Raw genomic sequence first — 22,196 nt, 5'->3', positions numbered from 1 at the left:
TATTTCGGCAAGGCTGTATTCCGTCGTTATCCCGTCGAAATCCATAAGCCTTCGACCTGCGTGGATATCTTCGAGAAACCAGTGACGAGGCTCGTGATCCGGTTCACGGACGGCTGGATCGCGCGCCTGTGCAGGGACATGCCCGAGGGTGCTGCGCATTTGTGCCGCATGTCACGGGAATGTGCCTGTCGAGTATTCTCCAAAAGATCTCTCCGGCCCCGATCGTACGCGTTGTCGATCACCTTCGGGGGCATCATCCGGGCACGCTCACCTGAGGAGGACCCGTACATGGGCGAGAAGGTCGCGGCCGACACATTCGGCCCAGCGGAGCGCAGACGGTACCGGGACAAGCTGCGTCGCTGTCTCGAAGCGCTCGAGCTGCTGCTGGAGGGGCAGCGGTTCGACCGGCCACGCGATCTGATGGGGCTGGAGATCGAGCTGAATCTCGCGGACGCCGACGGCTTGCCACGGATGAAGAACGACCAGGTGCTCGACAGGATCGCCAGTGAGGACTTCCAGTCCGAACTGGGGCGGTTCAACCTGGAGGTCAACATCCTTCCGCACCGGCTCAACGGGCGGGTCTTCGACCAGCTTGCCGAGGAACTGCGCACCGCTCTCGGCTATGCGGACAGAAAGGCGCGGGAGGTCGCCGCGGGCATCGTGATGATCGGGATTCTGCCGACTCTCACGCACGAGGACCTGAGCTCCGCGAATCTTTCTTCCGACGACCGGTTCACCATGCTCAACGACCGCATCATGGCCGCCAGGGGGGAGGAGATCGAGCTGGACATCGAGGGTGTGGAGAGGCTGCAGCACGTCTGCGACTCCATCGCCCCCGAGGCCGCGTGCACCTCCGTGCAGCTGCATCTGCAGGTGACGCCCGGGCGGTTCGCCGACGTGTGGAACGCGGCGCAGGCGATGGCCGCCGTGCAGGTGGCACTTGCCGCCAACTCGCCGTTCGTGTTCGGCCGCGAGCTGTGGCGGGAGTCGCGCATACCGCTCTTCCTGCAGGCGGCCGATCCCCGGCCCCCGGAGTTCGCGGCACAGGGAGTACGGCCGCGCACCTGGTTCGGGGAGCGGTGGATCGAGGGGCCGAAGGACCTCTTCGAGGAGAACCTGCGCTACTTCCCGGCGCTGCTGCCCGGCATCGCCGAGGAAGACCCGCTGGAGGCCCTGGAGCGGGGCGAAGTCCCGGAGCTGTCGGAGATGGTGCTGCACAACGGGACCGTCTACCGGTGGAACCGTCCGGTCTACGGAGTGGTGGACTCGGTGCCCCATCTGCGGGTGGAGAACAGGGTGTTGCCGGCCGGGCCGACCGTGACCGACGTGATGGCCAACACCGCCTTCTACTACGGTCTGGTCCGCGCACTCGCCGACGAGGGGCGTCCGCTGTGGTCCCGGATGCCCTTCGAGACGGCCGAGTCCAACTTCGAACTGGCCTGCCGGTACGGCATCGACGCACGGCTGACCTGGCCGAGGCCCGGACGCGGCGCGGGCTCGGGCCAGGTACCGGTGGACCGGCTGGTGCGCGAGGAGTTGCTGCCGCTGGCGGCGTTGGGGCTGGACGCCTGGGGCGTGGAGCCCGCCGACCGGGACCGCTGCCTCGGCGTCATCGAGGCGCGCTGCGAACGCCGTACGAACGGCGCGTCCTGGCAGGTCGCCGCCTACCACCGGGCCAGGGAGAGCGGGCTGGACCGCGAGAAGGCGCTCGCCGCGACCGTACGCAGATACGGCGAGCTGGCACGCGCGGGGGAGCCGGTGCACTCCTGGCCGGCCGGCCCCTGGGCGTGAGCCGCCCGCCGGGAGTGCCGTCCTGCCCGTCCTGTCGGAGGAGGTCGCCCCGCCGAAGGGCGCTGCCTCCGTCCGCCCCGCCGGGGTCGCTCGCCGGAGGCCTCCGCCTCGCGCGCCGTCGGCGGGCGTCGGTGAGTCGCGGCGGTGCGGACCCGCCGAGGGCTGGGACGCTGCCCTGCGGCAGGCTGTGATCTGCTGAGCCGGGCACTTCGCGCCGGACGCGGCCTGAGCGGCCGTGCCCGGCCGTGCCCGCCGGACGGGCGGAACACAGAGGAACGGGAGGTCCGCGTGCGGTCACTGCCTGCGCGAGAGCCGTACGGTCAGGGGCAGTTGCTGCCGCAGGACGCGCTGTCGCCGCGGATGGTGCGCAACGAGACGCTGCTCGTCCTGGGGCTCTCCCTCGGCGCGAGCGCGATCTCCGCGCTCATCAGCTTCACCGGTTCGCTGACCAGGCCGGGCGGACTCGGCGACCAGGCGGCGAACCTCAACCGCTCGATGGCGCCCGACCGACCCTGGCTGGACCTGAGTTGGCAGCTTTTCGGCATCGCGACCGCGCTGGTCCCCGTGCTGCTCGTCGGTCATCTGCTGATGCGCGAGCGGGCGGGCATGGGCGCGATCGGATTCGACCTTCGCCGCCCGTGGTTCGATCTGGGTCGCGGCGCGGTGGTGGCTGCGGGTATCGGCGGCAGCGGGCTGCTGCTCTATCTCGGGGCGCAGCAGGCGGGGTTCAACCTGACGGTGGTGCCGGAGTCGCTCCCCGAGGTCTGGTGGAAGTTCCCGGTGCTGATCCTCTCGGCGACGGAGAACTCCGTCGTCGAGGAGGTGATCGTGATCGGCTATCTGCTGCGGCGACTGGACCAACTGGGCTGGAGCCCCATGGCGTCCATGGCGGCGAGCTCCGGGCTGCGCGGTCTGTACCACCTCTACCAGGGCATCGGCGGCATGATCGGCAACATGGTCATGGGCGTCATCTTCGTCTGGCTGTACCGGCGTTGGGGCCGGGTCGGGCCGCTGGTCGCCGCGCACGCCCTGATCGACATCGTCGCCTTCATCGGCTACGCGCTGCTGGCAGGCAGGGTCGGCTGGCTGCCGACGGCCTGACGCGGTGCCCGCCGCCCAGGGCGGGGGCACCTGCGCGCGGCCGGCGTCACAGCGGTACGCGCAGTTCCGCCTCCATCACGGCGACCGCGTCGCCGCCGAGCAGCGTCCGTTCCCCGCGCACCGTGGTGTGCACGATCCCGCCGCGCGCGGACGCCTGGAACCCGACCAGTTGCTCCGAGCCCAGGCGTGGCGACCAGAACGGCGCGAGGGCGGTGTGGGCGCTGCCGGTGACCGGGTCCTCCCCGACGCCGACGTCCGGGTAGAAGCAGCGGGAGACGTAGTCGTACGTCGAGGACGCGTCGGCAGCCCGCGCGGTGACGATCACCCCGCGCTCGGAGAGGCCCGCCAGCCGTCCGGGGTCGGGGCGGACGCTGCGCACAGCGCGTTCGTCCTCGACCTCCAGCAGCAGATCCCCCACGTCGGGGCCGGTGCGCCAGGCTGAGCGGATCCGGGTGCCGCCGAGTGCCTCGGCCGCACTCGCCACGTCCCGCACGGGCGTGAGCGGGGCGGTGGGGAAGTCGAGGGTGAGGGTGCCCTCGGCCTCCCCGGTGGCCGTCAACACGCCGCTGAGGGTGGCGAATCGGACCCGGCCGGCGAGCCTGCCGGAGGTGCGCAGCACGTGTGCGGTGGCGAGAGTGGCGTGACCGCACAGCCGTACCTCGGCAGCCGGTGTGAACCAGCGCAGCGCCCAGTCGGCCTCGGCGCCCGGCGGGAGCGGACGGGCGTAGGCGGTCTCGGAGAGGTTCAGCTGCGAGGCGAGGCGCTGGAGCTGTTCGTCGGGAGGGAAGTCGTCGTCCAGCAGGACCACGGCGGCGGGGTTCCCGGAGAACGGGCGATCGGTGAAGGTGTCAACGAAGTGGATCCTCATGGGCCGAGCATACGAGCGGCGGGCGCTGCCGGTCGGCGTTGCGCTCAGTCCCGGGGTACGTCGCCGCCGGCCTTCGCGGGGTCAGTCCAGGCGCCAGATCTCGGCGGCGTCGAACGCGTCGGAGACCCGCGGCAGGCGGCCCCCGTCCTGACTGCCGTCATGGCAGTGGAAGGCGGACCAGAACACGTCGCCCGGCAGCGCGTCGGGGGGTGCGTACACGCGGTAGACGTACTCACGTCCCCCGGGCGCGGGCAGCGCCACCATCCAGACGCAGATGCGCGGTTTCGTGCGGGTGGTGGCCATCGGACTCCTCGGCCGGTTCGACGGTGGCGGTCAGTCTCCAGGACGTGGGCGAGAGGCGCGACGGTTTCGCCGATCGACCGCGGGAGGGATCAAACCACGGTCGTCGAGACGAAGTTGACGGTTCGTCGGTTCACCGGGACGGTGACTGACAGGTGTGAACGCCTCGACACTCATGTCGGCCGGGAGGCATGATGAGCGGATGCACGCACCCGACCGCGCAGCCGCGCCCCCACGGAGGCTGGGCCTGACCCTCGCTCTGGTGTCCGCTTTCGCCTTCGGTGGTTCCGGAGTGATGGCCAAACCGCTCATCGAGGCCGGTCTCGCTCCGCTCCAGGTGGCCTGGGTGCGGGCCGCGGGCGCAGCCCTGGTGCTGCTTCCGCTCGCTTGGCGGCACCGCCGCCTGGTGCGTGAACGCCCGGCGCTGCTGCTGGGGTTCGGCATGCTGGGCGTCGCCGGAGTGCAGGCGTGCTACTTCGCGGCGATCGCGCGCATCCCGGTGGGAGTGGCGCTGCTGATCGAGTATCTGGCACCCGCCCTGGTGCTGGGCTGGGTGCGATTCGTCCAGCGCCGCCCGGTGAGCCGCGAGGCGGCCGTCGGCGTCGTCACCGCGGTGACCGGCCTGGTCTGCGTCGTCGAACTGTGGGCGGGGCTCGGGTTCGACGCACTGGGCGTCGCGCTCGCGCTCGCCGCCGCCTGCTGTCAGGTCGGGTACCTCGTGCTCTCCGACCACGGCAGCGCCGGCGACCACCGGCCGCCGCCCGAGCCGGCCGGGGTGATCGCCTACGGCCTGCTCGTCGGCGCGCTGCTCCTCACCGTCCCGGCCCGGCCGTGGGACATGGAGTGGGCGGTGCTCGGCCGGTACGCGGCGATGGACGGGTTCGAGGTGCCGGGATACGCGCTGGCGGCCTGGACGGTCCTGGTGGCGACCGTGCTGGCCTATCTGACCGGAGTGCTCTCCATTCGCCGGCTCTCCCCGCAGGTCGCCGGGGTGATCGCCTGCCTGGAGGCGGTCGTCGCCACGGTGCTGGCCTGGTTCCTGCTGGGGGAACGGCTCGGAGCCGTTCAGGTTCTGGGCGGTGCGCTGGTGCTCACCGGTGCGCTGATCGCGCAGCGTACGACGCCGGTTCACTCCGCCGCGGAGCCCGTCGCCCGGGGCGGGGGGCAGCGCCCGGGGCTGTCCCTCCCGGTCGGGCGCACGGATCTGCCCGACCGGGAGGGCCCGCCGGGGGCGCTGGACCCTGCGGGCACTCCCGGTCCTGCGAGCCGGACGGGCCCGTCCGACTCACCGTCCGGCGGCGGTTCGTAGCGTGCGGTCGAGGTCGTCGAGGTAGGCGGGCACGGGGATCGAGGGGTCCAGATCGGCTGCGGGCTCCGGCGCGCCGTGCACGGTGCGCACCGGCACGATGCCGCTCCAGTGCGGCAGTCCGAGGTCCTCCTCGTCGTCGTTGGGCCCGCCCTCGCGCACCTTCGCGGAGACCTCGGCCAGCTCCAGGCGGAGCAGCGCGGTGGCGGCGAGCTCGCGGGCGTCGGCCGGGCGGATGTCCTGCGACCTGCCGGGGGCGACGCGTTCGACGAGGGCGTCCAGCACGGCCGCCTTGTGGTCGGTGTCGGTGACGGCGCGGGCCGTGCCGTGGACCATCACCGAGCGGTAGTTGAGCGAGTGGTGCATCGCGGAGCGGGCCAGCACCAGCGCGTCGACGTGGGTCACGGTGACGCACACCGGCAGGCCCTCCTCGCCGCGACCGGCGAGCATCGGCCGCGATCCGGTGGAGCCGTGGAGGTAGATCTGCTCGCCGTGGCGCACGTACATGGTGGGCAGTACGACGGGTGCGCCGTCGCGTACGAACCCCAGGTGGCACAGGAAGCCGCTGTCGAGTATCGCGTGCACTGTCGTGCGGTCGTAGTGGGCCCGGCCGGGGTTGCGGGTGGGGACGTTTCGGTCGGTGGTCGGATAGTCGGCGCCCACGGCGTGCCTCGATTCTGTATTAGTGCATAATGATGTTTGTGTGGGGAGGATAGATGATCGAAGGAACGAACGCAGCCGAGATCGCCCTCAGTGTGGAGGGCGACCTCGGCGCGGGTGAGCTGGCGCCGGGACAACTGCTCCCGCCCATCAGGCAGTTGGCCGCCGAACTGGGCGTGAACCCCAACACGGTGGCTGCCGCATACCGCACCCTGCGCGAGCGCGGAGTGATCGAGACGGCCGGACGACGCGGCAGCCGCGTCCGCGACCGGCCCGCCACCACGCCGCGCGAGGCGCTGGGTGTGGAGGTGCCGCGCGGGGTCGCGGACGTCTCCCAGGGCAACCCCGACCCGGCCCTGCTGCCCTCGCTCCCGACTGCGCTCGCCGCGGTACTGCCCCGGTACGGCGCCACCGCCCCGCTGTACGGCGGACCCTCCCTCACCGAGGAGTTCGAGACGTTGGCACGCGAACAGCTGCGGCGCGACGGCGTACCGCACGGCCCCCTCGCCGTGACCTCCGGCGCCTCCGACGCGATCGAGCGCGTACTCGCCGCCCATCTGCGCCCCGGTGACGCGGTCGCCCTCGAGGACCCCGGGTGGGGCAGCCTGCTCGACCTGGTTCCCGCGCTCGGACTGCGTCCGGTGCCCGTCGCGGTCGACGACGACGGCCCGCTGGCGGGGGCGGTGGAGTGCGCGCTCGAGAGGGGGGCGCGGGCCCTGCTGGTCACCACCCGGGCCCAGAACCCCACCGGCGCCGTGCTCGGCGCCGACCGCGCCGGGGAGTTGCGCGCGCTGCTCGCCGCGCGCCCCGAAACACTGCTGATCGAGGACGACCACGGGCACGGCATCGTCGCCGCCCGGCCGCGACTGATCGCCGGCGCCACCAGGCACTGGGCACTGGTGCGCTCCACCGCGAAGGCGTACGGCCCGGACCTGCGGCTGGCCGTCCTGACCGGCGACGAGGTCACACTCGACCGAGTCCGGGGCCGACAGCTGCTCGGTCCGGGCTGGGTCAGCCACCTCCTCCAGGCGACCGTCTGCGAACTGTGGCGCGGCGGCGCCGTGGACCCCGCCGAGGTCGGCGCCGCGTACGACCGGGCCAGGACGCGGCTTCTGGACCGGCTGGCGCGGCAGGGCGTACGGGCGCACGGGCGCAGCGGGATGAACGTGTGGGTACCGGTCCCCGAGGAGAGCGCCGTGGTCAGCAGGCTGCTGCTGGCCGGCTGGGCGGTCGCGCCCGGCGCCCGGTTCCGACTCTCCTCCCCGCCCGCGATCCGGCTGACCGTCTCGGGCTTGGAGGACGCGCGCATCGACGCGCTCGCCGATGCGGTCGCGGACGCGGTCCGGCCCGGCCCGGCCCGCCGCTACGGCTGAGCCGCCCGGCGGCGCGGTGGTGCGGTGGTGCGTATGCGGACGTGTCCGGGCGCCCTGCCCGGTACGACCCCGCACCCCCGTACCCCCGCACCTCCCGGCACACCGGCGCGGCCGGGCGCGAACGGGCCGTCACGCGCGGCCGGTTGGCGCCCGGAGCGGCCGATGCTGCGGTCCTCAGCCGAGCCTGATGCTGCCGCCCTCGACGTTGATCCGCGCCTCCGGCAGCGGCTCGCGGGCGGGTCCGCCGGTGACGCTGCCGTCCGCCACGGAGAACGCGCTCTGGTGGCAGGCGCAGTTGATCGAACCGTCCTTGACCGAGCTCACCAGGCATCCCTTGTGGGTGCACTCGGCCGAGTACGCCTTGAACTCGCCCTCCGTGGGCTGCACCACCACGACCTTCTCCTCGCGGAAGACCTTGCCCTCTCCGGGCTGGATGTCGTCCGTCCTGGCCAACTCCTTTCCGTCGCCGCCCTCTTCGCCGCCCCCGGGCGACTCCTTGCCCTCGGCGGACCGGTCCTCGGAATCGCTCGAACCGTCTGCGCCCTTGTCCTCGGAACCGCCGCAGGCGGCGAGCGCGGTGGTGAGACCGGCGGCTCCGGCGGCGGTGAGCACGGTACGGCGGCTGGCCCTGGCTGCGGACATGGTGGTCCTTCCTGCTCGGGGACCGGACCGGCGGCGCCGTCGCTGCGGTCGGCCCACCGGATCCGGGCGGTACGGAGCGTTCGGGGGCCCGGACTCCGTGACCTCCAGTACGCGCCGCGGCGCCCGCGCGTTCAACGTGTGTGCTGCCGGACGTGCGTGCGCCTGCACACGCCGACGGACGCACGGGCCCGCGGGCGGGCGTGCCTGCCCCCTTGGCGTGCCTGCGGTCGGGGCGTGCTTGCGGGCGGAGGTGCCGGTGGAAGGACGTGCTGTTCGCGGTTCGGCGGCGAAGGCCACTCGTTCGACTCGGCAGCTGTGGCGCCGTGCGCGGGCGCGCCGGACAGTGGGTGCGAGCAAGTACCGCAGCCCGGGTGGCCCGCGAGGGCGTACCCCGTCACAGGAAGAGGGCGATGCGATGCCAGCCCTGCGTGCTCTGACCCTCGTCGCCCGCATCCTGCGGATGGTCGGCCGGGGGGCCGCGAAGCGGAAGAAGGCCAAGGGAGGGGGCGGCCACCCCAGGGCCCGCTCCGCTCCGCGGCGACGGTAGCGGCCGACCGGCTCGGCGTTCGTCGAACTGCGGCCGGACGGGCGCCGATGACGGACGCGCCCCACCGGCGCGCCCCACCGGCGCGCCCCACCGGCGCACTCCATCGGCGCGCCAGACCGGCGCTCGCCACGGACGCGCCCCACTGGCAGGTCCGGGACGCCCCGGCCCCGCCCGCCCGGAGCCCGAAGGCATACGGCGGGCGGGGCCGGGGCGCGAGGAGCGTCGTCGCTCAGCGGCGAGCGGCTGCGGAACCCAGTTCCAGCTCGCCCTGGTTGAGCGTGCGGGAGTGGTAATAGGCGGCCTGGATCTCCTCGTCGGTGTTGTCCTCGCGCAACTGCTCGGACCAGACCATGAAGTAGCTCCACTCCGTCTGGTTCTCCAGCAGTTGGGCGTCGGGGATCCTGCCCATCTCGGCGAGTGCGATCGGCTTGTCGCCGGCTGTGTCCCGCAGTTGGCGGTAGTCCGCGTCGCTGGGGTGCCCCTTGTACCAGACGTCGAGCGAGACGACGTCGGCGTACTCCTCACCGGGGTAGTAGCTGTCCCAGCCGCCGTCGGGGTTGTCCTGGACGTTCCACACCCAGACCAGGTTGTCCACACCCTTGGTGTCCTCGAGGTAGTCGCGGGTGAGCTGGAAAAGCCGGGCGCCACCGTCCTCGCCGGGCTGCTCGCCCCACCAGTTCCACGACTCGTTCATCTCGTGGAAGGGCCGGAAGAGCGCCGGGATCCCGTCGTCCTGGAGCTGCTCGAGATAGGGCGCGATCTCGTCCAGGCGGCTCTTCCAGGTCGCGTTCAGCTCGGTGCCGTCCGTGACGATGTCGCGGAACTCCTGCGGGCTGATGTCGGACTTCACCCCGCCCTCGAACTCGCAGGTCGACGGTCCGGTGGGCGGGCAGGCGTGCCAGGAGAGCGCTACCAGCGAACCGTTGGCCCACTCCGTCTTTGCCTGGTCGATCACCAACTGCCGGTCGCGCGCGTCCTGTTCGCGAAACATCAGGTCGCCGCCCCACAGGCCGGGGTACTCGCCGGTGATGTCGTGCACCTGCTTGGTGTACTGCGAGGGCTGGTTGGCCGGCTCTTTGTTGTGCTGGCCGGAGACGATCCCCGACCCCTGGACGGAGTGCAGGTAGTCCAGTACGGCCTGCTTGTCGGCGGCGGGCAGCGCCTGGGCCGAGGTGGGGGCCAGGCTCAGGGCCGCGGCTGCCGCGGTGAGGGCGGCGATGCCCAGCGCGGCGAGCGAACGACGGGTGGAGCGCGGACTTCGGTGGATACGCATGGACGTCTCTTTCGTGGGGGGACAGGGACGTTGCGTTGCGGGGGGGAGCCCGGTGGTGCCGCGCCCGGAACGCGGGTTGAGTGTCCAGCTCTCCCCGGCGCACCGCACAATCTAGCGAGCGCGCCCGCCCGGGTGTGGCCGAAGCCGCGGAACGGGGCCGCCCGGCACCGGGCGGTCGGGGCGAGCGCCAACCCCCTTGGTGAGCCCGGCAGTTGGCGCCTCCCCGGCGAGCCCGCCCGAGGTGTACCGCGCGTACGCGGCAGGGCGCGTCGCGTACGGCGCCCGCGCCCCGTGCCGTGCTCAGCCGGAGCCGGAGCCGGAGCCGGAGCCGGCCGGGCCGCTCGTCTTCGAGGCGCCGGTGCCCTCGGTCCGGCGGCGGACGCGGACGACCGTGGCCGCGGCGGCGAGGACGAAGAGCGCCAGCCCGACCCACAGGACCCACTTCTCGGGCCAGGGAGCCAGTGGCGGGTCCTGCGGTGAACGTCCGCCGTCCACCCCGCTGACGACCACCGCCACGAGAGCGAGCAGCACGGCGACCACCGCGGCCCGGCCCAGCCACCGGGCACTGACCGGCAGTGCGGTTTCGCGGGTGCGCGGGCCGCGCGCGGTGAGGCGTTCACTGCGCCGGGCCGGCGCCGCCAGCCGGGCGAGGAGCAGCAGCGCGATGGGGATCTGGAGCACCCAGAGCATGGTGCGGAACGGGCCGTCGAACCAGCCCTGCGTGGTGTAGAGCAGCGTGTGCCAGGCGCTCAGGATGTAGACGACGATGGCGAAGCGGTGCAGGGCCAGCCATGCGCGGGAACCGGTCCGGTGGCGCAGGTAGAAGGCGAGCCCCAGGGGGATGGCCAGATACAGGGCCAACAGGCCCACCAGGATGGCGACTCGGCCGGTGCCGGTGGCGTAACCGCCCGGCACGAACACGTCGACGAAGGCGGTCCACATGCTGCGCCCGGTCGACCACTGGTCCCGGTTGGTGCGTGTCTGCTCCAGGAAGAAGAACAGCGCGTGCATGAACATCAGGCCGATGGTGGTCAGGCTGGTGGTGCGGTGCCACTTCTCCAGCCGCGCCGCGGAGAGGCGGCGCAGACGCGGCCTCGGCCCCGAGCGCAGCAGTCCGAAGACCACCGTGGCGTACGCCCACAGCATCGCCGACCAGCCGAACGCCTGGCACATCCAGTACATCCAGAACTCGTCGGCGTCCGCCAGCATCGGCATGATCTTGATCGTCGCCGAACTGCCGTTCTCCACGCGGACGTAGAGCAGGCAGTAGATCAACACGGTGATGAGCAGGGCGAGTGAGGCGTCGGGGACCGCGCCCCGCAGATCGGCGCGCAGCGCCGCCCAGTCGAACCGGCCGCGGTCCTTGCCGCGCAGGGGAGCGGGCGTTGTCGGCACAGAGGAATTCGGCACCACGAACTCGCCCTCCTGCTGTTCTCGCGGAGCACTGACGGGAGACCCACAGGGGAGTTCGTGGACGGCCAACTGCCCCACGGTGGAGGGTATCTGCACGTATCCCGGTACGGAAGACGATGATCAGACTTCGTGGACGACGGCGGTGCGGCACACCCGGAGAATGCGAACGCCCCTGCGGGCACGGGCACGGCCCGCCCGTCGCGCCCCGGGGCGGCCTCAGGGCGTCTGCGGGTCCGGCGGGTAGACGAGGCGGCCGTCGCAAAGTCTCGCGTGCTCGTTCAGGACGGCCGGCCGGGAGGCGTTCCTCGACATGATGTGCACGACCTCCACCCCGGCGACCAGCAGTGCGTCGGTGATGAGCCGGCGGTGGCAGCGCCACGGCACCGCCTCGCTGCACATCACGGCGGGCCGTCCCCGCTCGGCGAGGCCGATCAACTCCCGCAGCCCCTCGGCGAATTCGTCCCCCGCCATGTAGTCGGCGTAGTCGCGGAACGCCTTCACCCGCCAGGCACCGTTCTCGCTGGGAACGCCGCTGGGGGTGTAGCGGCGGCCTCCGAGCCGGGGCATCCACTGGTACGGGAGATCGGGCGGCAGCAGCTCGACGATCGCCGTCCGGTTCCACTGGGGATGCTTCCTCGACGAGGGGAAGGAACGCACGTCGACGAGCCGGGTGACGTCGTGTGCACGCAGCATCTCCAGCACCTCGTCGAATCTGCGCGTCGAATGTCCGATCGTGTGCACCGGGGCGCCCATCGCCGTCACGCCTTCGTCAGGGCACCGCCTCTGTGCATGGCGGTGTGGTCGGTCCGGTCGCTCCTGATCTCGTACTGCGGGTCGTCCTCGGAGCAGCGCCGGATGCGGCCCTTGAACTCCACGTCGCGTGTGTGCTTTTCGATGACGACGCCCTCGACGTGCCCGGCCTCCGAGTTCCAGCGCACGTGATCGCCCACGGAGAAGTCGTTCGCCATTGCTTTCGCTCCGATCCGCTCGTCGCTTCGGGACACCCCACGCCCCGACAGTCCGCCCCGACAGCCCGGCCCGTCAGTCCGGCCCGTCAGTCCGGCCCCGGCTCCGCCCCCGCGTTCGGCTCCGTCGCGGCGCCCGCTCCCGCGGGTGCGGGTTCCAGGCGGACGACCAGCGACTTCGACGTGGGCTGATTGCTGATGTCCGCCACACTGTTCAGCGGCACCAGCACCTGGGTCTCGGGGTAGTACGCCGCCGCGCAGCCGCGGCTCGTCGGGTACGGGACGACGCGGAAGCCCTCCGCGCGGCGCTCCTCCCTGCCGTCCCACACCCCGACCAGGTCGACCCGCTGCCCCTCGGCCAGCCCGAGTTCGGCGATGTCGTGGGGACTGACCAGGACGACCATGCGGCTCCCGTGGATGCCCCGGTAGCGGTCGTCGTTGGTGTACGGGACGGTGTTCCACTGGTCGTGCGCCCGAAGCGTCTGGAGCAGCAGGTGACCCGCCGGGGCCTGCGGGCATCTCCCAGGCGTTGCGGGTGAACAGGGCCCGGCCCACCGAGGTCACAAAAACTCCCTCGTTGACCGGGTTGGGCAGCAGGATGCCGCCCGGACGGGCCACCCGTCGGTTGAAGTCCTGGAACCCCGGTACGACGTGGGCGATCCGGTCCCGGATCGACCCGTAGTCGGCTTCGAACCGCTCCCAGGGGACGTCGACCCTCCCGCCCACGGTGCGGCGTGCCAGCCGGCACAGGATGGCGACCTCGCTGAGCAGCCGCCGGGACGCGGGCTCCAGTCGTCCGCGCGAGGTGTGCACCTCGCTCATCGAGTTCTCCACGGTGACGAACTGCTCGCCGCCGGACTGGACGTCGACCTCGGTGCGGCCCAGGGTCGGCAGGATCAGCGCGGTCTCGCCGCAGACCGTGTGCGACCTGTTGAGCTTCGTCGAGACGTGCGCGGTGAGACGGCACCTGCGCATCGCCGCCATCGTGAAGTCCGTGTCCGGAGCCGCCATCACGAAGTTGCCCGCGACTCCGAGGAAGACCCTGATCCGTCCCTCGTGCATGGCCCTGATCGAGTCGACCGAGTCGAGTCCGTGCTCCCGCGGCGGCTCGAAGCCGAACTCCTCGCGCAGCGCGTCGAGAAAGGAGTCGGGCATCTGCTCCCAGATGCCCATGGTGCGGTCGCCCTGCACGTTGCTGTGTCCGCGTACCGGGCAGGCGCCGGTGCCGACCCTGCCGAGATTCCCGCGCAGCAGCAGGAAGTTGACGATCTCTCTGATCGTCGGGACGCCGTGCTTGTGCTGGGTGATGCCCATCGCCCAGCAGACGACGACCCGCTTGCTGCGCAGCACGTCGTTGCGGACCAGTTCGATCTCGGCCCGCGTCAGCCCGGTCGCCCGCAGAACGTCCTCCCACGCGACGGACCGGGCGTGACGGGAGAACTCCTCGAAGCCGCTGGTGTGCGAACGGATGAAGTCGTGGTCCAGTACGCCGCCGGGCCGGGCGTCCTCGGCCTCCAGCAGCAGCCGGTTCAGCCCCTGGAAGAGCGCGAGGTCGCCGCCGCTGCGTATCTGCAGGAACCGGTCGGCGATCCGTACGCCGCGACCGATCACACCGCGGGCCTTCTGCGGATTCCTGAACCGCAGCAGACCCGCCTCCGGCAGGGGGTTGACCGCGACGATCCGGGCTCCGTTGCGCTTTGCCTGCTCCAGCGCGGCGAGCTGGCGCGGGTGGTTGCTGCCCGGGTTCTGTCCGACGAGGAAGATCAGGTCGGCCTGGTGCAGGTCCTCCAGGCTCACCGTTCCCTTGCCGGTGCCCAGGGTCTCGTGCAGCGCGAAACCGCTGGACTCGTGGCACATGTTGCTGCAGTCCGGCAGGTTGTTGGTGCCGTGGGCGCGAGCCAGCAGCTGAAGGACGAAGGCGGCTTCGTTGCTCACCCGGCCGGAGGTGTAGAAGACGGCCTCGTCGGGGGAGTCCGCCGACTTCAGTTCGTCGGCGATCAGGTCCAGGGCGTCGTCCCACTCGATGGGCTCGTAGTGCTGCGAGCCGGGTCGCTTGACCATCGGTTCGGTGAGCCGGCCCTGCTGGTTGAGCCAGAGGTCGGAGCGTTCGGCCAGCTCCGGGATCGAGTGCTCGCGGAAGAAGTCTGCGGTGATCCGCCGGGACGTGGCCTCGTCGTTGATGTGCTTGGCGCCGTTCTCGCAGTACTCGTTGAGATGCCGGCGGCCGGGTGAGGGGTCGGCCCAGCGCAGCCGGGACAGTCGATCCCGTCGACCTGGTTCATGTTCAGCAGGGTCAGCCCGGTGCGCCGCACGGAGGTCTCCTCCAGGGAGTACTCCAGGGCGTGCGCCACCGCGGGCACACCGGCTGCCCACTCCTTGGGCGCGGTCACCGAGAGTTCCTCTTCGGGCTCCCCGCCCGCAGGACTGTGCGTCAAAGCGACCTCCCGCTCTCGTACCGCTCGTTCAGCCCACGGGCCATCGGGGCACGCTGCTCCACGGCGGTGTGGAATCCACCGGGCAGACCCGCCCGTCGCGAATCGTCCCGCGCCAGCCCTCGACCTCCCGGTCTCGGTCCTCGACGAACTCCTTGAAGTGCGCCAGCTCGACCCGCATCACGCGGCGGACGAGTCCGAACACGTCGGAGGCGAGGAACGCGGCGCCCGGTCGCAGGACCCGCAGCTGCGCGGTGACCGCCGCCCGGTCCGGGGCCACCTCGTGGAACGTCACCTCGCCCCGGTGCCGACCGTCCAGGCTCCGCCACTCCACGCGGGTGTCCGGCTGCTGCTCCACGATCTCCGTCGTGAACTCGTGGCGGAGCGGCCCCACCCCCACGGTCCAGCGCGTGATCGACGGTCTGGTCTGCTCCACCCTCTTCACCGAGGGCATGAACCGGGGAAACATCCCGAACCGGGTCCACTGGTCATAGGCGGTGCGCACCGGCACCGCGACCCGGACGGTCTCTTCGACAGTGGTCATTGCTCGCCCCCCGTCGCCGATGGCTGGTCCTCTCCGAGTGTCGCGGCCTCCGCGTACGGCTGCCATGTGGATCTTGCGGGGGTGCGGCAGCGAGGGGCGGTACGGCTTTCGCTCCGCGCGGACGGTTCGCGCGCCGGCCTGCTGTCGGGGCAGGCGCGCGAGGGTTCGGTGCCCGGCCAACGGCGCGGGTGCGCACGGAAGTTGGCGGAGGCTTGTCGACGCGGAACAGGCCGTGCGGAGCTCGGATTGTATTGACAATCATTTTCATCTGATGGATGCTGCTCGGGCTCGGGCCCGCATTCCTGTTCGGCGGATACGGCTCGGGCCCGTCCACGTGATCAGCCGGGAGCAGCATGTCCACCCACTACCGACGCCGCACGGAACGGCGCAGCGCCTCGCCCCAAGCCGCCGGCGCACGGGCGGAACCCGGACGCCCGCCCGTCCCGACCCGCTGACCCGTCCGGGCCGGCCGTCCGGTCCGGAGTCGAGGGCCGAGCCCTGCTCCCGGTGCGCGCCCACCGCCAAGCGGGCCCGCCCCGCCGGACGTTGGTCGGGCGGACCGCCGGACCCCGCCCGGCGAGCCGCCCGGCCCACCGCTCGCGACCGCCGACGGCCTGCCCCGCGACCCCAGCCCCGCGCTTCCACCCCGCACCCGACCACGGAGACACTGATGACCCACCGGCCCGCGGCGTCGCAGGACGACGTCAGCGACCTGCTGAGATCGCTGCCCGAGGCACAGCCGCCTCGAAGTGCCCCCGGGCCCGGCGGACCGTCCTCCGCCCTCCACACCACGCGGAGGTACGGCTACAACGGCTGGGATCTCACGGTGCCTGCGGGCGTCTTCGAGCCGGACGAGACCAGCCGCGTCGTGCACGACCGGTTGCTGGACGGCACGATCGCCGTCCGCGGGCGGTCGTACGCCGCGATGGGGGTCGGGCTCGGCGTCGAGGCCGTGATCGCCGGCACCCGCGGGGCGCGGGAGGTCTGGGCGTCCGACATCCACCCGGACAGCGTGGCGACGGCCGCGGCGCACTACCGGCGCCTCGTCGGGGACCGGTCGGATACGGTGTTGCACCCGCTGGCCTGCCACCTCTTCGAGGAGTTCCCGAGCGCCTGCCGGCTGGACGCCATCACCTTCAACCCTCCTGCGGCCGACCCGCGGCCCGGCGACGACCCGACCGTGGTCCGCAACTTCCGCGTCGGCGCCGAGATCGTCACGCGCTTCTTCGACCAGATCGCCGACCGCGAACTGCTCGCGCCCGGCGGCGAGATCCACCTGGTGATGACCGGCGCCGCGGACCTGCGACGCATCGTCGGGCACGGAGCGGACCGCGGCTTCCGGCCCGAGGTCGTGCACCGCGGGCCCCGGGAGGACGGCGACCGCCACACGTTGCTTTTCAGGTTCGTCCGACACGCACAGCCCGACCGGGAGGCCGGACATGCATGAGCACATAGCCGAGGCCATGAAGGAACCGGACGTCGTCTCGGTGCCGCCGGGCGCGATCTGTCTGCGCTTCGAGACGATGAAGCTGTACGCGGCGCTCGGCGCGGTGCGCCACCTCCTGGCCACCGGCCAGGTGCGGCCAGGCGACACCCTCGTGGACAGCTCCAGCGGCATCTACGCCCATGCGCTCGCCCTGGCCTGCCACCGCCACGGCCTGCGCTGCCACATCGTCGGGTCGACGACGGTCGACCGCACTCTCAGGGTCCAACTGGAGATCCTCGGCGCCACCCTGGAGCAGGTCCGGCCCTCCCGGAACCTGCGCCTGGACCAGAACCTGCGTGTGGAGCGGATCGGTGAACTGCTGCGGGAGAACCCGCACTTCCACTGGATGCGGCAGTACCACGACTCGATCCACTACCTCGGCTACCGGGACGTCGCCGACCTCGTCCGAAAGGAGGTCCCCGAGGGACCGTTGACGCTCGTCGGTGGTGTGGGAACCGGCGCGTCCACCGGCGCCATCGCCGACTGCCTGCGCGAGGCGGGCCGGCAGGTGAGGCTCGTCGGGGTGCAGCCGTTCGGCAGCGTCACCTTCGGCGCCGAGCATGTGGCGGACCCCGACATGATCATTGCCGGCATCGGCAGTTCCATCCCCTTCCACAACGTCCGGCACGAGCTGTACGACCGCATCCACTGGGTCAACTTCGACTACGCGATGTCCGGCGCCGTCGAACTCCTGCGCGCCTCCGGCATCTTCGCCGGCCTCTCGGCGGGGGCGGCCTACCTCGCCACACTCTGGGAACGTGAGCGCTCCGCCGAGGGCACGTACGTCTTCCTCGCCGCCGACACCGGACACCGCTACGTCGACACCGCCTACGCCCGCCACGCCGACGCCGTGGGAGTGGGGTCGATGCGTCCCCACGAGGCCGCCGCCCAGGAGGAGTTGAGACATCCGTGGTCGGCGATGGACTGGCCTCCCCGAGACCGTGCGCAGCTGCCGGCCCGTCCCGAACCGGTGCCCGAAAAGGCATAGGGCCCGGTTCCGGCAGCCTGCCGGCTCGCCCGCCTGTCGGCGCGCGGGCGGCGTTCGCGCCCTGTACGTCACCACCTCCGTCACCACCCCGTCCGAAGGAACCGACATGCCCCCCTCACCCCCGTACTCCGTGGCCGAGCTGGCCGATGCCGTCCTCGACGGCGCGTACGGTCCCCGGCCCCGGGAGCTGGCCGTCACCAGCGCCTTCTGGCTCCACCACACCACCCGGCTCGCCGGCAGCCCGGTCACCTACCGGAACAACTACCTGCTGATGAGGTCCGGCGACGCCTTCGGCGCCTGTGCGTTCGAAACCGGCGAGCTCGCCCCCGACTTCTGTGCCGACGCCTCCGGGCGCAGCCTCGACACCCTCCTCCGGCACGACTGCGAGCCGGTGCGCCTGGCCGCGCTCGACGCCTACCTCGGGCGGGTGCAGCCCCACCGCGACACACCGATCGCCGAGGCCGTCGTCCTGCCCGCCGGGGCACCCGAGGTACGGGCTCGGGCCAGGGACGCGGCCGTCGCCGGGCTGCTGGACATCGCCCCCGGGGCGCGCGTCGCCCTGATCGGCGTCGTCAACCCGCTGGTCGAGGCGATACGCCGGCGGGGAGGCGTCCCGCTGCCCTGCGACTTCAATCTGACCACCACCCAGTGGGGCGACCCCGTGACCGACGACATGACGCAGGTGCTCGCCGAGGCGGACGCCGTGGTGGCCACCGGCATGGCGCTGAGCAACGGGAGCTTCGACCGCATCCTCGAACACTGCCGCAAGCAGGGCCTTCCGCTGGTGGTCTACGCCCAGAGCGGCAGCGCCGTCGCACGCGCCTTCCTCGGCGCCGGGGTGACCGCGCTGTCCGCCGAGCCCTTTCCCTTCTCCCAGTTCAGCGCCGACGCCACCGCGCTCTACCGCTACCGGGCGGAGGCGGAATGAGCGGCAGGACCCCGGAGGCGGGAACCCCCGTCGAGGCGCTGGACTCTGCCGGGTTGCCGGGCGCTGCCGGAGAGTCAGGGACAGCCGAGGAGGCCGCCGCACAGCGGGAGTCGGCGGGCGAGAACGAGGTCCCCGGGGATCTGAGGATGACGCGCCTGCTGTGGCCGTTCATGCTCGCCTCGGCCGTCGGGCTGGTGCCCTTCACCATCTACAGCACCTTCCTCGTACCGATCGCCCACACGGCGGGCGGCGACGTCGCCTCGCTCGGCCAACTCCGAGGCCTCGGCGGGCTCGCGGCCCTGGCCGTCGGCACCGCGCTCGCGCCGCTGATCGACCGGGTGCGAAGGGAGCACGCGGCGGCCGGCGGACTGGCCGCGCTGGCAGTGGCCGCCGCGCTGGGCGCCGGCGGCGACCTGCTGCTCCTGGCTGCGTTCTGCCTGCTCGTCGGCGCCGCCACCGCGGTGCTCAACCCCGCTCTCACCGCGGCAGCCGCCGACTGCTTCGAGAACGACGCCGCCGCCGGCCGTGCGGCGACCCTCGTCACCGCCACGCAGTCGCTGACCGCTCTGCTCGCGGCGCCGCTGGTGGCCGTGCCCGCCCTGCTGTGGGGCTGGCAGGGCGACCTGTGGGCGATCGCCGCGATCTGCTGCGCCCTCGCCCTGTACTTCCTGCTGCGCACACGCCGCCGCGGCGCAGGCGAGGGCCCGGAGGCGGCGCGCAGCCCGGAGCGGCCCGGATATCTGGAGTCCTTCCGGTTGTTGGGCGCTCTGCCGGGGGTGGTCCCGCTGCTTCTGATCGCCATGCTGCGCACCGCCGCCTTCATGGGGTACCTCGCCTACCTGGCCGCCTTCTACGACGAGCGGTTCGGTCTCGGCCCCGGGATGTTCGCGATGGTGTGGACGCTCAGCGGCACCTCGTTCTTCCTCGGAAACCTGTACGCCGGACGGCTGTTGAGCGCCGAGCGGCAGCGGGTCCGCGCCGAGCCGCTGATGGCGCTGGCACTGCTGCTCGCGACGGTCGCGGTGGTCGGGGTCTTCTTCACCGGCTCGCTGCTCCCCGCCCTCCTGCTGACCGCGCTGGTCGGCGTCGGCCACGCGGTCGTGGCAGCCTGCGTCACCACGTTGCTCGTACGCCGCTGCGGCTCTCTGCGCGGTACGGCGCTCAGCGTCAACGCCGCCGGGATGAGCTTCGGCGTCTTCCTCGGTGCGGGCCTCGGAGGCGTGGGGCTCGCGCTCGGCGGCCACCCCGGAACGGCGGCGGCGCTGGGCGGGCTGACGCTGGCGGCTCTCGTCCTCGCCCGGACGGTCGCCCGGTCCGCGCCGGCAACGCACGTCGGGTGAGGCGACACCTCTCCGGGCGGGACGGCACCGTACGCCGCGCCGGGGGCGAACGCCTCTTCGCGCAGGTCGTACGGGCCGTGGGCGAGTCCGGCAACCCGGGACACGGATGCCGGATGCAGCACACCGCCGACCGGTGCGCACCCCGGAACCGCACCGGGGCGGGCGGGCCGGCGCGGGACAACCCGACCGGTCGAGCGGTGTCGGCGTGCGGTCGCGGGGGACGGGCCTGAGCCGCAGTCTCGGATCGGGCACGTTTGGACACCGCCGCACCGCGGCAGCCGTCCCGAACCCGCCCTGTGAGCGACATCGCCGGACGGGTCGCGCTGCTGCGACTCGTCGCTGCGGTCCGCCCCGGGCGGCGGGTGCGTGCCGGCCCGGGGTCGGCGCGGCGCACAGCAGGACTCCGGTGCGAGCGGGAGCCTTGCCGCAGAACCCGGAACACCACTCGTTCCGGTACCGCGTTCGGCTCGGTGGCCCGGCCCCTCCCGGCACGGTCCGCCGGACCGAACCAGCCGCGACGGCCGTACGGCCCCGGGCAGCCGGGCGGACACCACCGCGCGCAGACCACTCACAGTCGAAGGAGACAGTGTCGATGGCGAAGGTTCAGCACACCCCGACGACGACCGACGCGGGCGCGCCCGTCGAGAGCGACGAACACTCACTCACCGTCGGCGCCGGCGGCCCCATCCTGCTCCAGGACGCCTACCTCATCGAACAGATGGCCCAGTTCAACCGGGAGCGCATCCCCGAGCGCCAGCCGCACGCCAAGGGCAGCGGCGCGTTCGGGAACTTCCGGGTGACCGGCGATGTCAGCGCCTACACCCGGGCTGCGCTCTTCCAGCCCGGCACCACGACGGAGCTGGTGGCACGCTTCTCCACCGTGGCCGGAGAGCGCGGCAGCCCGGACACCTGGCGCGACCCGCGCGGCTTCGCGGTGAAGTTCTACACCAGCGAAGGCAACTACGACATGGTCGGCAACAACACTCCGGTGTTCTTCGTCAAGGACCCGATGAAGTTCCAGCACTTCATCCGCTCCCAGAAGCGGCGGGCCGACAACAACCTGCGCGACCACGACATGCAGTGGGACTTCTGGACGCTCTCCCCGGAGTCGGCGCACCAGGTCACCTGGCTGATGGGCGACCGCGGCATCCCGCGCACCTGGCGCCACATGAACGGCTACACCTCGCACACGTACATGTGGATCAACGCCTCGGGCGAGCGGTTCTGGGTCAAGTACCACTTCAAGACCGACCAGGGCATCGAGCACTTCACCCAGCACGAGGCCGACCAGATGGCCTCGGCCGACACGGATTACCACACCCGCGATCTGTTCGAGCACATCCGCGACGGCAAGTACCCGAGCTGGACGCTGTACGTGCAGCTGATGCCGTACGAGGACGCGCCCGGCTACCGGTTCAACCCGTTCGACCTGACCAAGGTGTGGCCGCACGGGGACTACCCGCTGCACGAGGTCGGCACGATGACGCTCGACCGCAACCCCACCGACAACCACGCCCAGATCGAGCAGGCCGCGTTCCAGCCCAACAACCTCGTCCCCGGGATCGGCCCGAGCCCGGACCGGATGCTGCTGGCACGGCTCTTCTCCTACGCGGACTCGCACCGCTACCGGATCGGCGGCAACTACCAGCAGCTGCCGGTCAACGCCCCGGTGGCCGAGGTGAACACCTACTCCAAGGACGGGGCGATGGCCTACCGGCTGACCTCCGACCCGGTGTACGCGCCCAACAGCAAGGGCGGGCCGGCGGCCGACACCGACCGCCACGGCAACCCTCCCAGCTGGCACGCCGACGGTGAGATCACTCGCGCCGCGTACGTCTCGCACGCCGAGGACGACGACTGGGGGCAGGCCGGAACGATGGTGCGGGAGGTGTTCGACGACGCGGCGCGCGACCGTCTGGTGGACAACGTCGTCGGGCACCTGCTGAACGGCGTCACCGAACCCGTGCTGGTGCGCGCCTTCACCTACTGGCGCAACGTCGACCCGGACGTAGGCGCCAGGATCGAGGAAGGCGTACGGGCCAAGCAGGGCGAGAAGGACCCCAAGGCCGATCAGCAGGCGAACCCGGCCCGCAGCAGTATGCAACGCAAGGCGTGATCCGCTCGGCGGGCCGCGGCGTCTCCTCCAACGGGGGCGCCGCGGCCCGCCGTTGCCCCTTCCGCGCCGGAGCGACGGCCGGTCTCCCGGACCCGACCGAGCCGCGGCGCATTGGGCAGGCCT

The 22,196-nt window shown here is 72.1% G+C and carries 18 protein-coding genes and 1 pseudogene; 9 read left to right on the top strand and 10 right to left on the bottom strand.

The window, feature by feature from the left end:
• The first annotated feature begins 288 nt into the window (after positions 1–288).
• A complete protein-coding gene (locus JGS22_RS21415) occupies positions 289–1,791 on the top strand; it encodes a glutamate-cysteine ligase family protein (RefSeq protein ID WP_211039984.1) in 1,503 nt (500 codons plus the stop codon).
• A gap of 360 nt (positions 1,792–2,151) precedes the next feature.
• Positions 2,152–2,892 carry a CPBP family intramembrane glutamic endopeptidase gene (locus JGS22_RS21410; protein ID WP_211039997.1) on the top strand — a complete coding sequence of 247 codons (741 nt, stop codon included), beginning with the start codon at positions 2,152–2,154 and terminating at the stop codon, positions 2,890–2,892.
• Positions 2,893–2,938: 46 nt separating this feature from the next.
• Here JGS22_RS21410 and JGS22_RS21405 read toward each other — a convergent pair whose 3' ends face one another.
• Positions 2,939–3,760: a PhzF family phenazine biosynthesis protein gene (locus JGS22_RS21405; RefSeq protein ID WP_211039983.1), complete on the bottom strand. Its 822-nt coding sequence runs from the start codon at positions 3,758–3,760 to the stop codon at positions 2,939–2,941.
• A gap of 81 nt (positions 3,761–3,841) precedes the next feature.
• Positions 3,842–4,063, bottom strand: coding sequence for a hypothetical protein (locus tag JGS22_RS21400; RefSeq protein WP_211039982.1), 222 nt, complete (start codon positions 4,061–4,063; stop codon positions 3,842–3,844).
• A 199-nt stretch (positions 4,064–4,262) separates the two neighbouring features.
• Between JGS22_RS21400 and JGS22_RS21395 the strand changes: the two genes are divergently transcribed.
• Complete coding sequence (locus JGS22_RS21395; protein WP_211039981.1) at positions 4,263–5,369, top strand: EamA family transporter; 1,107 nt, start codon at positions 4,263–4,265, stop codon at positions 5,367–5,369.
• Here the strand turns inward: JGS22_RS21395 and JGS22_RS21390 are convergent.
• Positions 5,346–6,029, bottom strand: a complete 684-nt coding sequence (locus JGS22_RS21390; RefSeq protein WP_211039980.1) for a pyridoxamine 5'-phosphate oxidase family protein — start codon at positions 6,027–6,029, stop codon at positions 5,346–5,348. The genes JGS22_RS21395 and JGS22_RS21390 overlap by 24 nt on opposite strands.
• Positions 6,030–6,082: 53 nt before the next feature.
• Here JGS22_RS21390 and JGS22_RS21385 point away from each other — a divergent pair, with 53 nt between their 5' ends.
• On the top strand, positions 6,083–7,399 hold the full coding sequence (locus tag JGS22_RS21385; RefSeq protein WP_211039979.1) for an aminotransferase class I/II-fold pyridoxal phosphate-dependent enzyme: 1,317 nt from the start codon (positions 6,083–6,085) through the stop codon (positions 7,397–7,399).
• A gap of 174 nt (positions 7,400–7,573) precedes the next feature.
• Here the strand turns inward: JGS22_RS21385 and JGS22_RS21380 are convergent, their stop codons facing one another.
• The 7 genes and pseudogenes from JGS22_RS21380 to JGS22_RS21350 all read right to left on the bottom strand — a co-directional run bounded on the left by JGS22_RS21380 (position 7,574) and on the right by JGS22_RS21350 (position 15,215).
• A complete protein-coding gene (locus tag JGS22_RS21380; RefSeq protein WP_211039978.1) occupies positions 7,574–8,041 on the bottom strand; it encodes a Rieske (2Fe-2S) protein in 468 nt (155 codons plus the stop codon).
• 776 nt (positions 8,042–8,817) lie between these two features.
• Positions 8,818–9,861, bottom strand: a complete 1,044-nt coding sequence (locus tag JGS22_RS21375) for a glycosyl hydrolase (RefSeq protein ID WP_211039977.1) — start codon at positions 9,859–9,861, stop codon at positions 8,818–8,820.
• Between the two features lie 300 nt (positions 9,862–10,161).
• Positions 10,162–11,271, bottom strand: coding sequence for a ferric reductase-like transmembrane domain-containing protein (locus JGS22_RS21370; RefSeq protein WP_308405835.1), 1,110 nt, complete (start codon positions 11,269–11,271; stop codon positions 10,162–10,164).
• A 219-nt stretch (positions 11,272–11,490) separates the two neighbouring features.
• Positions 11,491–12,027, bottom strand: a complete 537-nt coding sequence (locus tag JGS22_RS21365) for a DUF488 domain-containing protein (protein ID WP_211039976.1) — start codon at positions 12,025–12,027, stop codon at positions 11,491–11,493.
• A gap of 5 nt (positions 12,028–12,032) precedes the next feature.
• A complete protein-coding gene (locus tag JGS22_RS21360) occupies positions 12,033–12,242 on the bottom strand; it encodes a hypervirulence associated TUDOR domain-containing protein (RefSeq protein WP_211039975.1) in 210 nt (69 codons plus the stop codon).
• A gap of 86 nt (positions 12,243–12,328) precedes the next feature.
• Positions 12,329–14,674, bottom strand: a pseudogene (locus JGS22_RS21355) (FdhF/YdeP family oxidoreductase).
• 28 nt (positions 14,675–14,702) lie between these two features.
• Positions 14,703–15,215, bottom strand: coding sequence for an SRPBCC family protein (locus tag JGS22_RS21350; protein ID WP_211039974.1), 513 nt, complete (start codon positions 15,213–15,215; stop codon positions 14,703–14,705).
• 670 nt (positions 15,216–15,885) lie between these two features.
• Here JGS22_RS21350 and JGS22_RS21345 point away from each other — a divergent pair.
• The 5 genes from JGS22_RS21345 to JGS22_RS21325 all read left to right on the top strand — a co-directional run bounded on the left by JGS22_RS21345 (position 15,886) and on the right by JGS22_RS21325 (position 22,073).
• Entirely contained in the window at positions 15,886–16,662 is a 777-nt protein-coding gene (locus JGS22_RS21345) for a class I SAM-dependent methyltransferase (RefSeq protein WP_216815106.1), read from the top strand.
• On the top strand, positions 16,655–17,689 hold the full coding sequence (locus JGS22_RS21340) for a pyridoxal-phosphate dependent enzyme (RefSeq protein ID WP_211039339.1): 1,035 nt from the start codon (positions 16,655–16,657) through the stop codon (positions 17,687–17,689). The genes JGS22_RS21345 and JGS22_RS21340 overlap by 8 nt, the downstream gene beginning before the upstream one ends.
• A 106-nt stretch (positions 17,690–17,795) precedes the next feature.
• Positions 17,796–18,617, top strand: a complete 822-nt coding sequence (locus tag JGS22_RS21335; RefSeq protein WP_211039338.1) for a Rossmann-like domain-containing protein — start codon at positions 17,796–17,798, stop codon at positions 18,615–18,617.
• A complete protein-coding gene (locus JGS22_RS21330) occupies positions 18,614–19,957 on the top strand; it encodes an MFS transporter (protein WP_211039337.1) in 1,344 nt (447 codons plus the stop codon). Before JGS22_RS21335 ends, JGS22_RS21330 begins: the two co-directional genes overlap by 4 nt.
• 592 nt (positions 19,958–20,549) lie before the next feature.
• Positions 20,550–22,073, top strand: coding sequence for a catalase (locus JGS22_RS21325; RefSeq protein ID WP_211039336.1), 1,524 nt, complete (start codon positions 20,550–20,552; stop codon positions 22,071–22,073).
• Positions 22,074–22,196: the final 123 nt, after the last annotated feature.

The organism is Streptomyces tardus, assembly GCF_018101125.2.
In the GTDB taxonomy this organism is placed as follows: Bacteria; Actinomycetota; Actinomycetes; order Streptomycetales; family Streptomycetaceae; genus Streptomyces; species Streptomyces tardus.
The sequence above is the reverse complement of the archived record's forward strand: the minus strand, read 5'-3'. Positions and strand labels throughout refer to the sequence as shown.

What these genes read in the sequence shown, in the direction of transcription:
- JGS22_RS21415 (WP_211039984.1), top strand. Translation starts at nt 289, where the DNA reads ATGGGCGAGAAGGTCGCGGCCGACACATTCGGCCCAGCGGAGCGCAGA.
- JGS22_RS21410 (WP_211039997.1), top strand. Translation starts at nt 2,152, where the DNA reads ATGGTGCGCAACGAGACGCTGCTCGTCCTGGGGCTCTCCCTCGGCGCG.
- JGS22_RS21405 (WP_211039983.1), bottom strand. Translation starts at nt 3,760, where the DNA reads ATGAGGATCCACTTCGTTGACACCTTCACCGATCGCCCGTTCTCCGGG.
- JGS22_RS21400 (WP_211039982.1), bottom strand. Translation starts at nt 4,063, where the DNA reads ATGGCCACCACCCGCACGAAACCGCGCATCTGCGTCTGGATGGTGGCG.
- JGS22_RS21395 (WP_211039981.1), top strand. Translation starts at nt 4,263, where the DNA reads ATGCACGCACCCGACCGCGCAGCCGCGCCCCCACGGAGGCTGGGCCTG.
- JGS22_RS21385 (WP_211039979.1), top strand. Translation starts at nt 6,083, where the DNA reads ATGATCGAAGGAACGAACGCAGCCGAGATCGCCCTCAGTGTGGAGGGC.
- JGS22_RS21380 (WP_211039978.1), bottom strand. Translation starts at nt 8,041, where the DNA reads ATGTCCGCAGCCAGGGCCAGCCGCCGTACCGTGCTCACCGCCGCCGGA.
- JGS22_RS21375 (WP_211039977.1), bottom strand. Translation starts at nt 9,861, where the DNA reads ATGCGTATCCACCGAAGTCCGCGCTCCACCCGTCGTTCGCTCGCCGCG.
- JGS22_RS21365 (WP_211039976.1), bottom strand. Translation starts at nt 12,027, where the DNA reads ATGGGCGCCCCGGTGCACACGATCGGACATTCGACGCGCAGATTCGAC.
- JGS22_RS21360 (WP_211039975.1), bottom strand. Translation starts at nt 12,242, where the DNA reads ATGGCGAACGACTTCTCCGTGGGCGATCACGTGCGCTGGAACTCGGAG.
- JGS22_RS21350 (WP_211039974.1), bottom strand. Translation starts at nt 15,215, where the DNA reads ATGACCACTGTCGAAGAGACCGTCCGGGTCGCGGTGCCGGTGCGCACC.
- JGS22_RS21345 (WP_216815106.1), top strand. Translation starts at nt 15,886, where the DNA reads ATGACCCACCGGCCCGCGGCGTCGCAGGACGACGTCAGCGACCTGCTG.
- JGS22_RS21340 (WP_211039339.1), top strand. Translation starts at nt 16,655, where the DNA reads ATGCATGAGCACATAGCCGAGGCCATGAAGGAACCGGACGTCGTCTCG.
- JGS22_RS21335 (WP_211039338.1), top strand. Translation starts at nt 17,796, where the DNA reads ATGCCCCCCTCACCCCCGTACTCCGTGGCCGAGCTGGCCGATGCCGTC.
- JGS22_RS21330 (WP_211039337.1), top strand. Translation starts at nt 18,614, where the DNA reads ATGAGCGGCAGGACCCCGGAGGCGGGAACCCCCGTCGAGGCGCTGGAC.
- JGS22_RS21325 (WP_211039336.1), top strand. Translation starts at nt 20,550, where the DNA reads ATGGCGAAGGTTCAGCACACCCCGACGACGACCGACGCGGGCGCGCCC.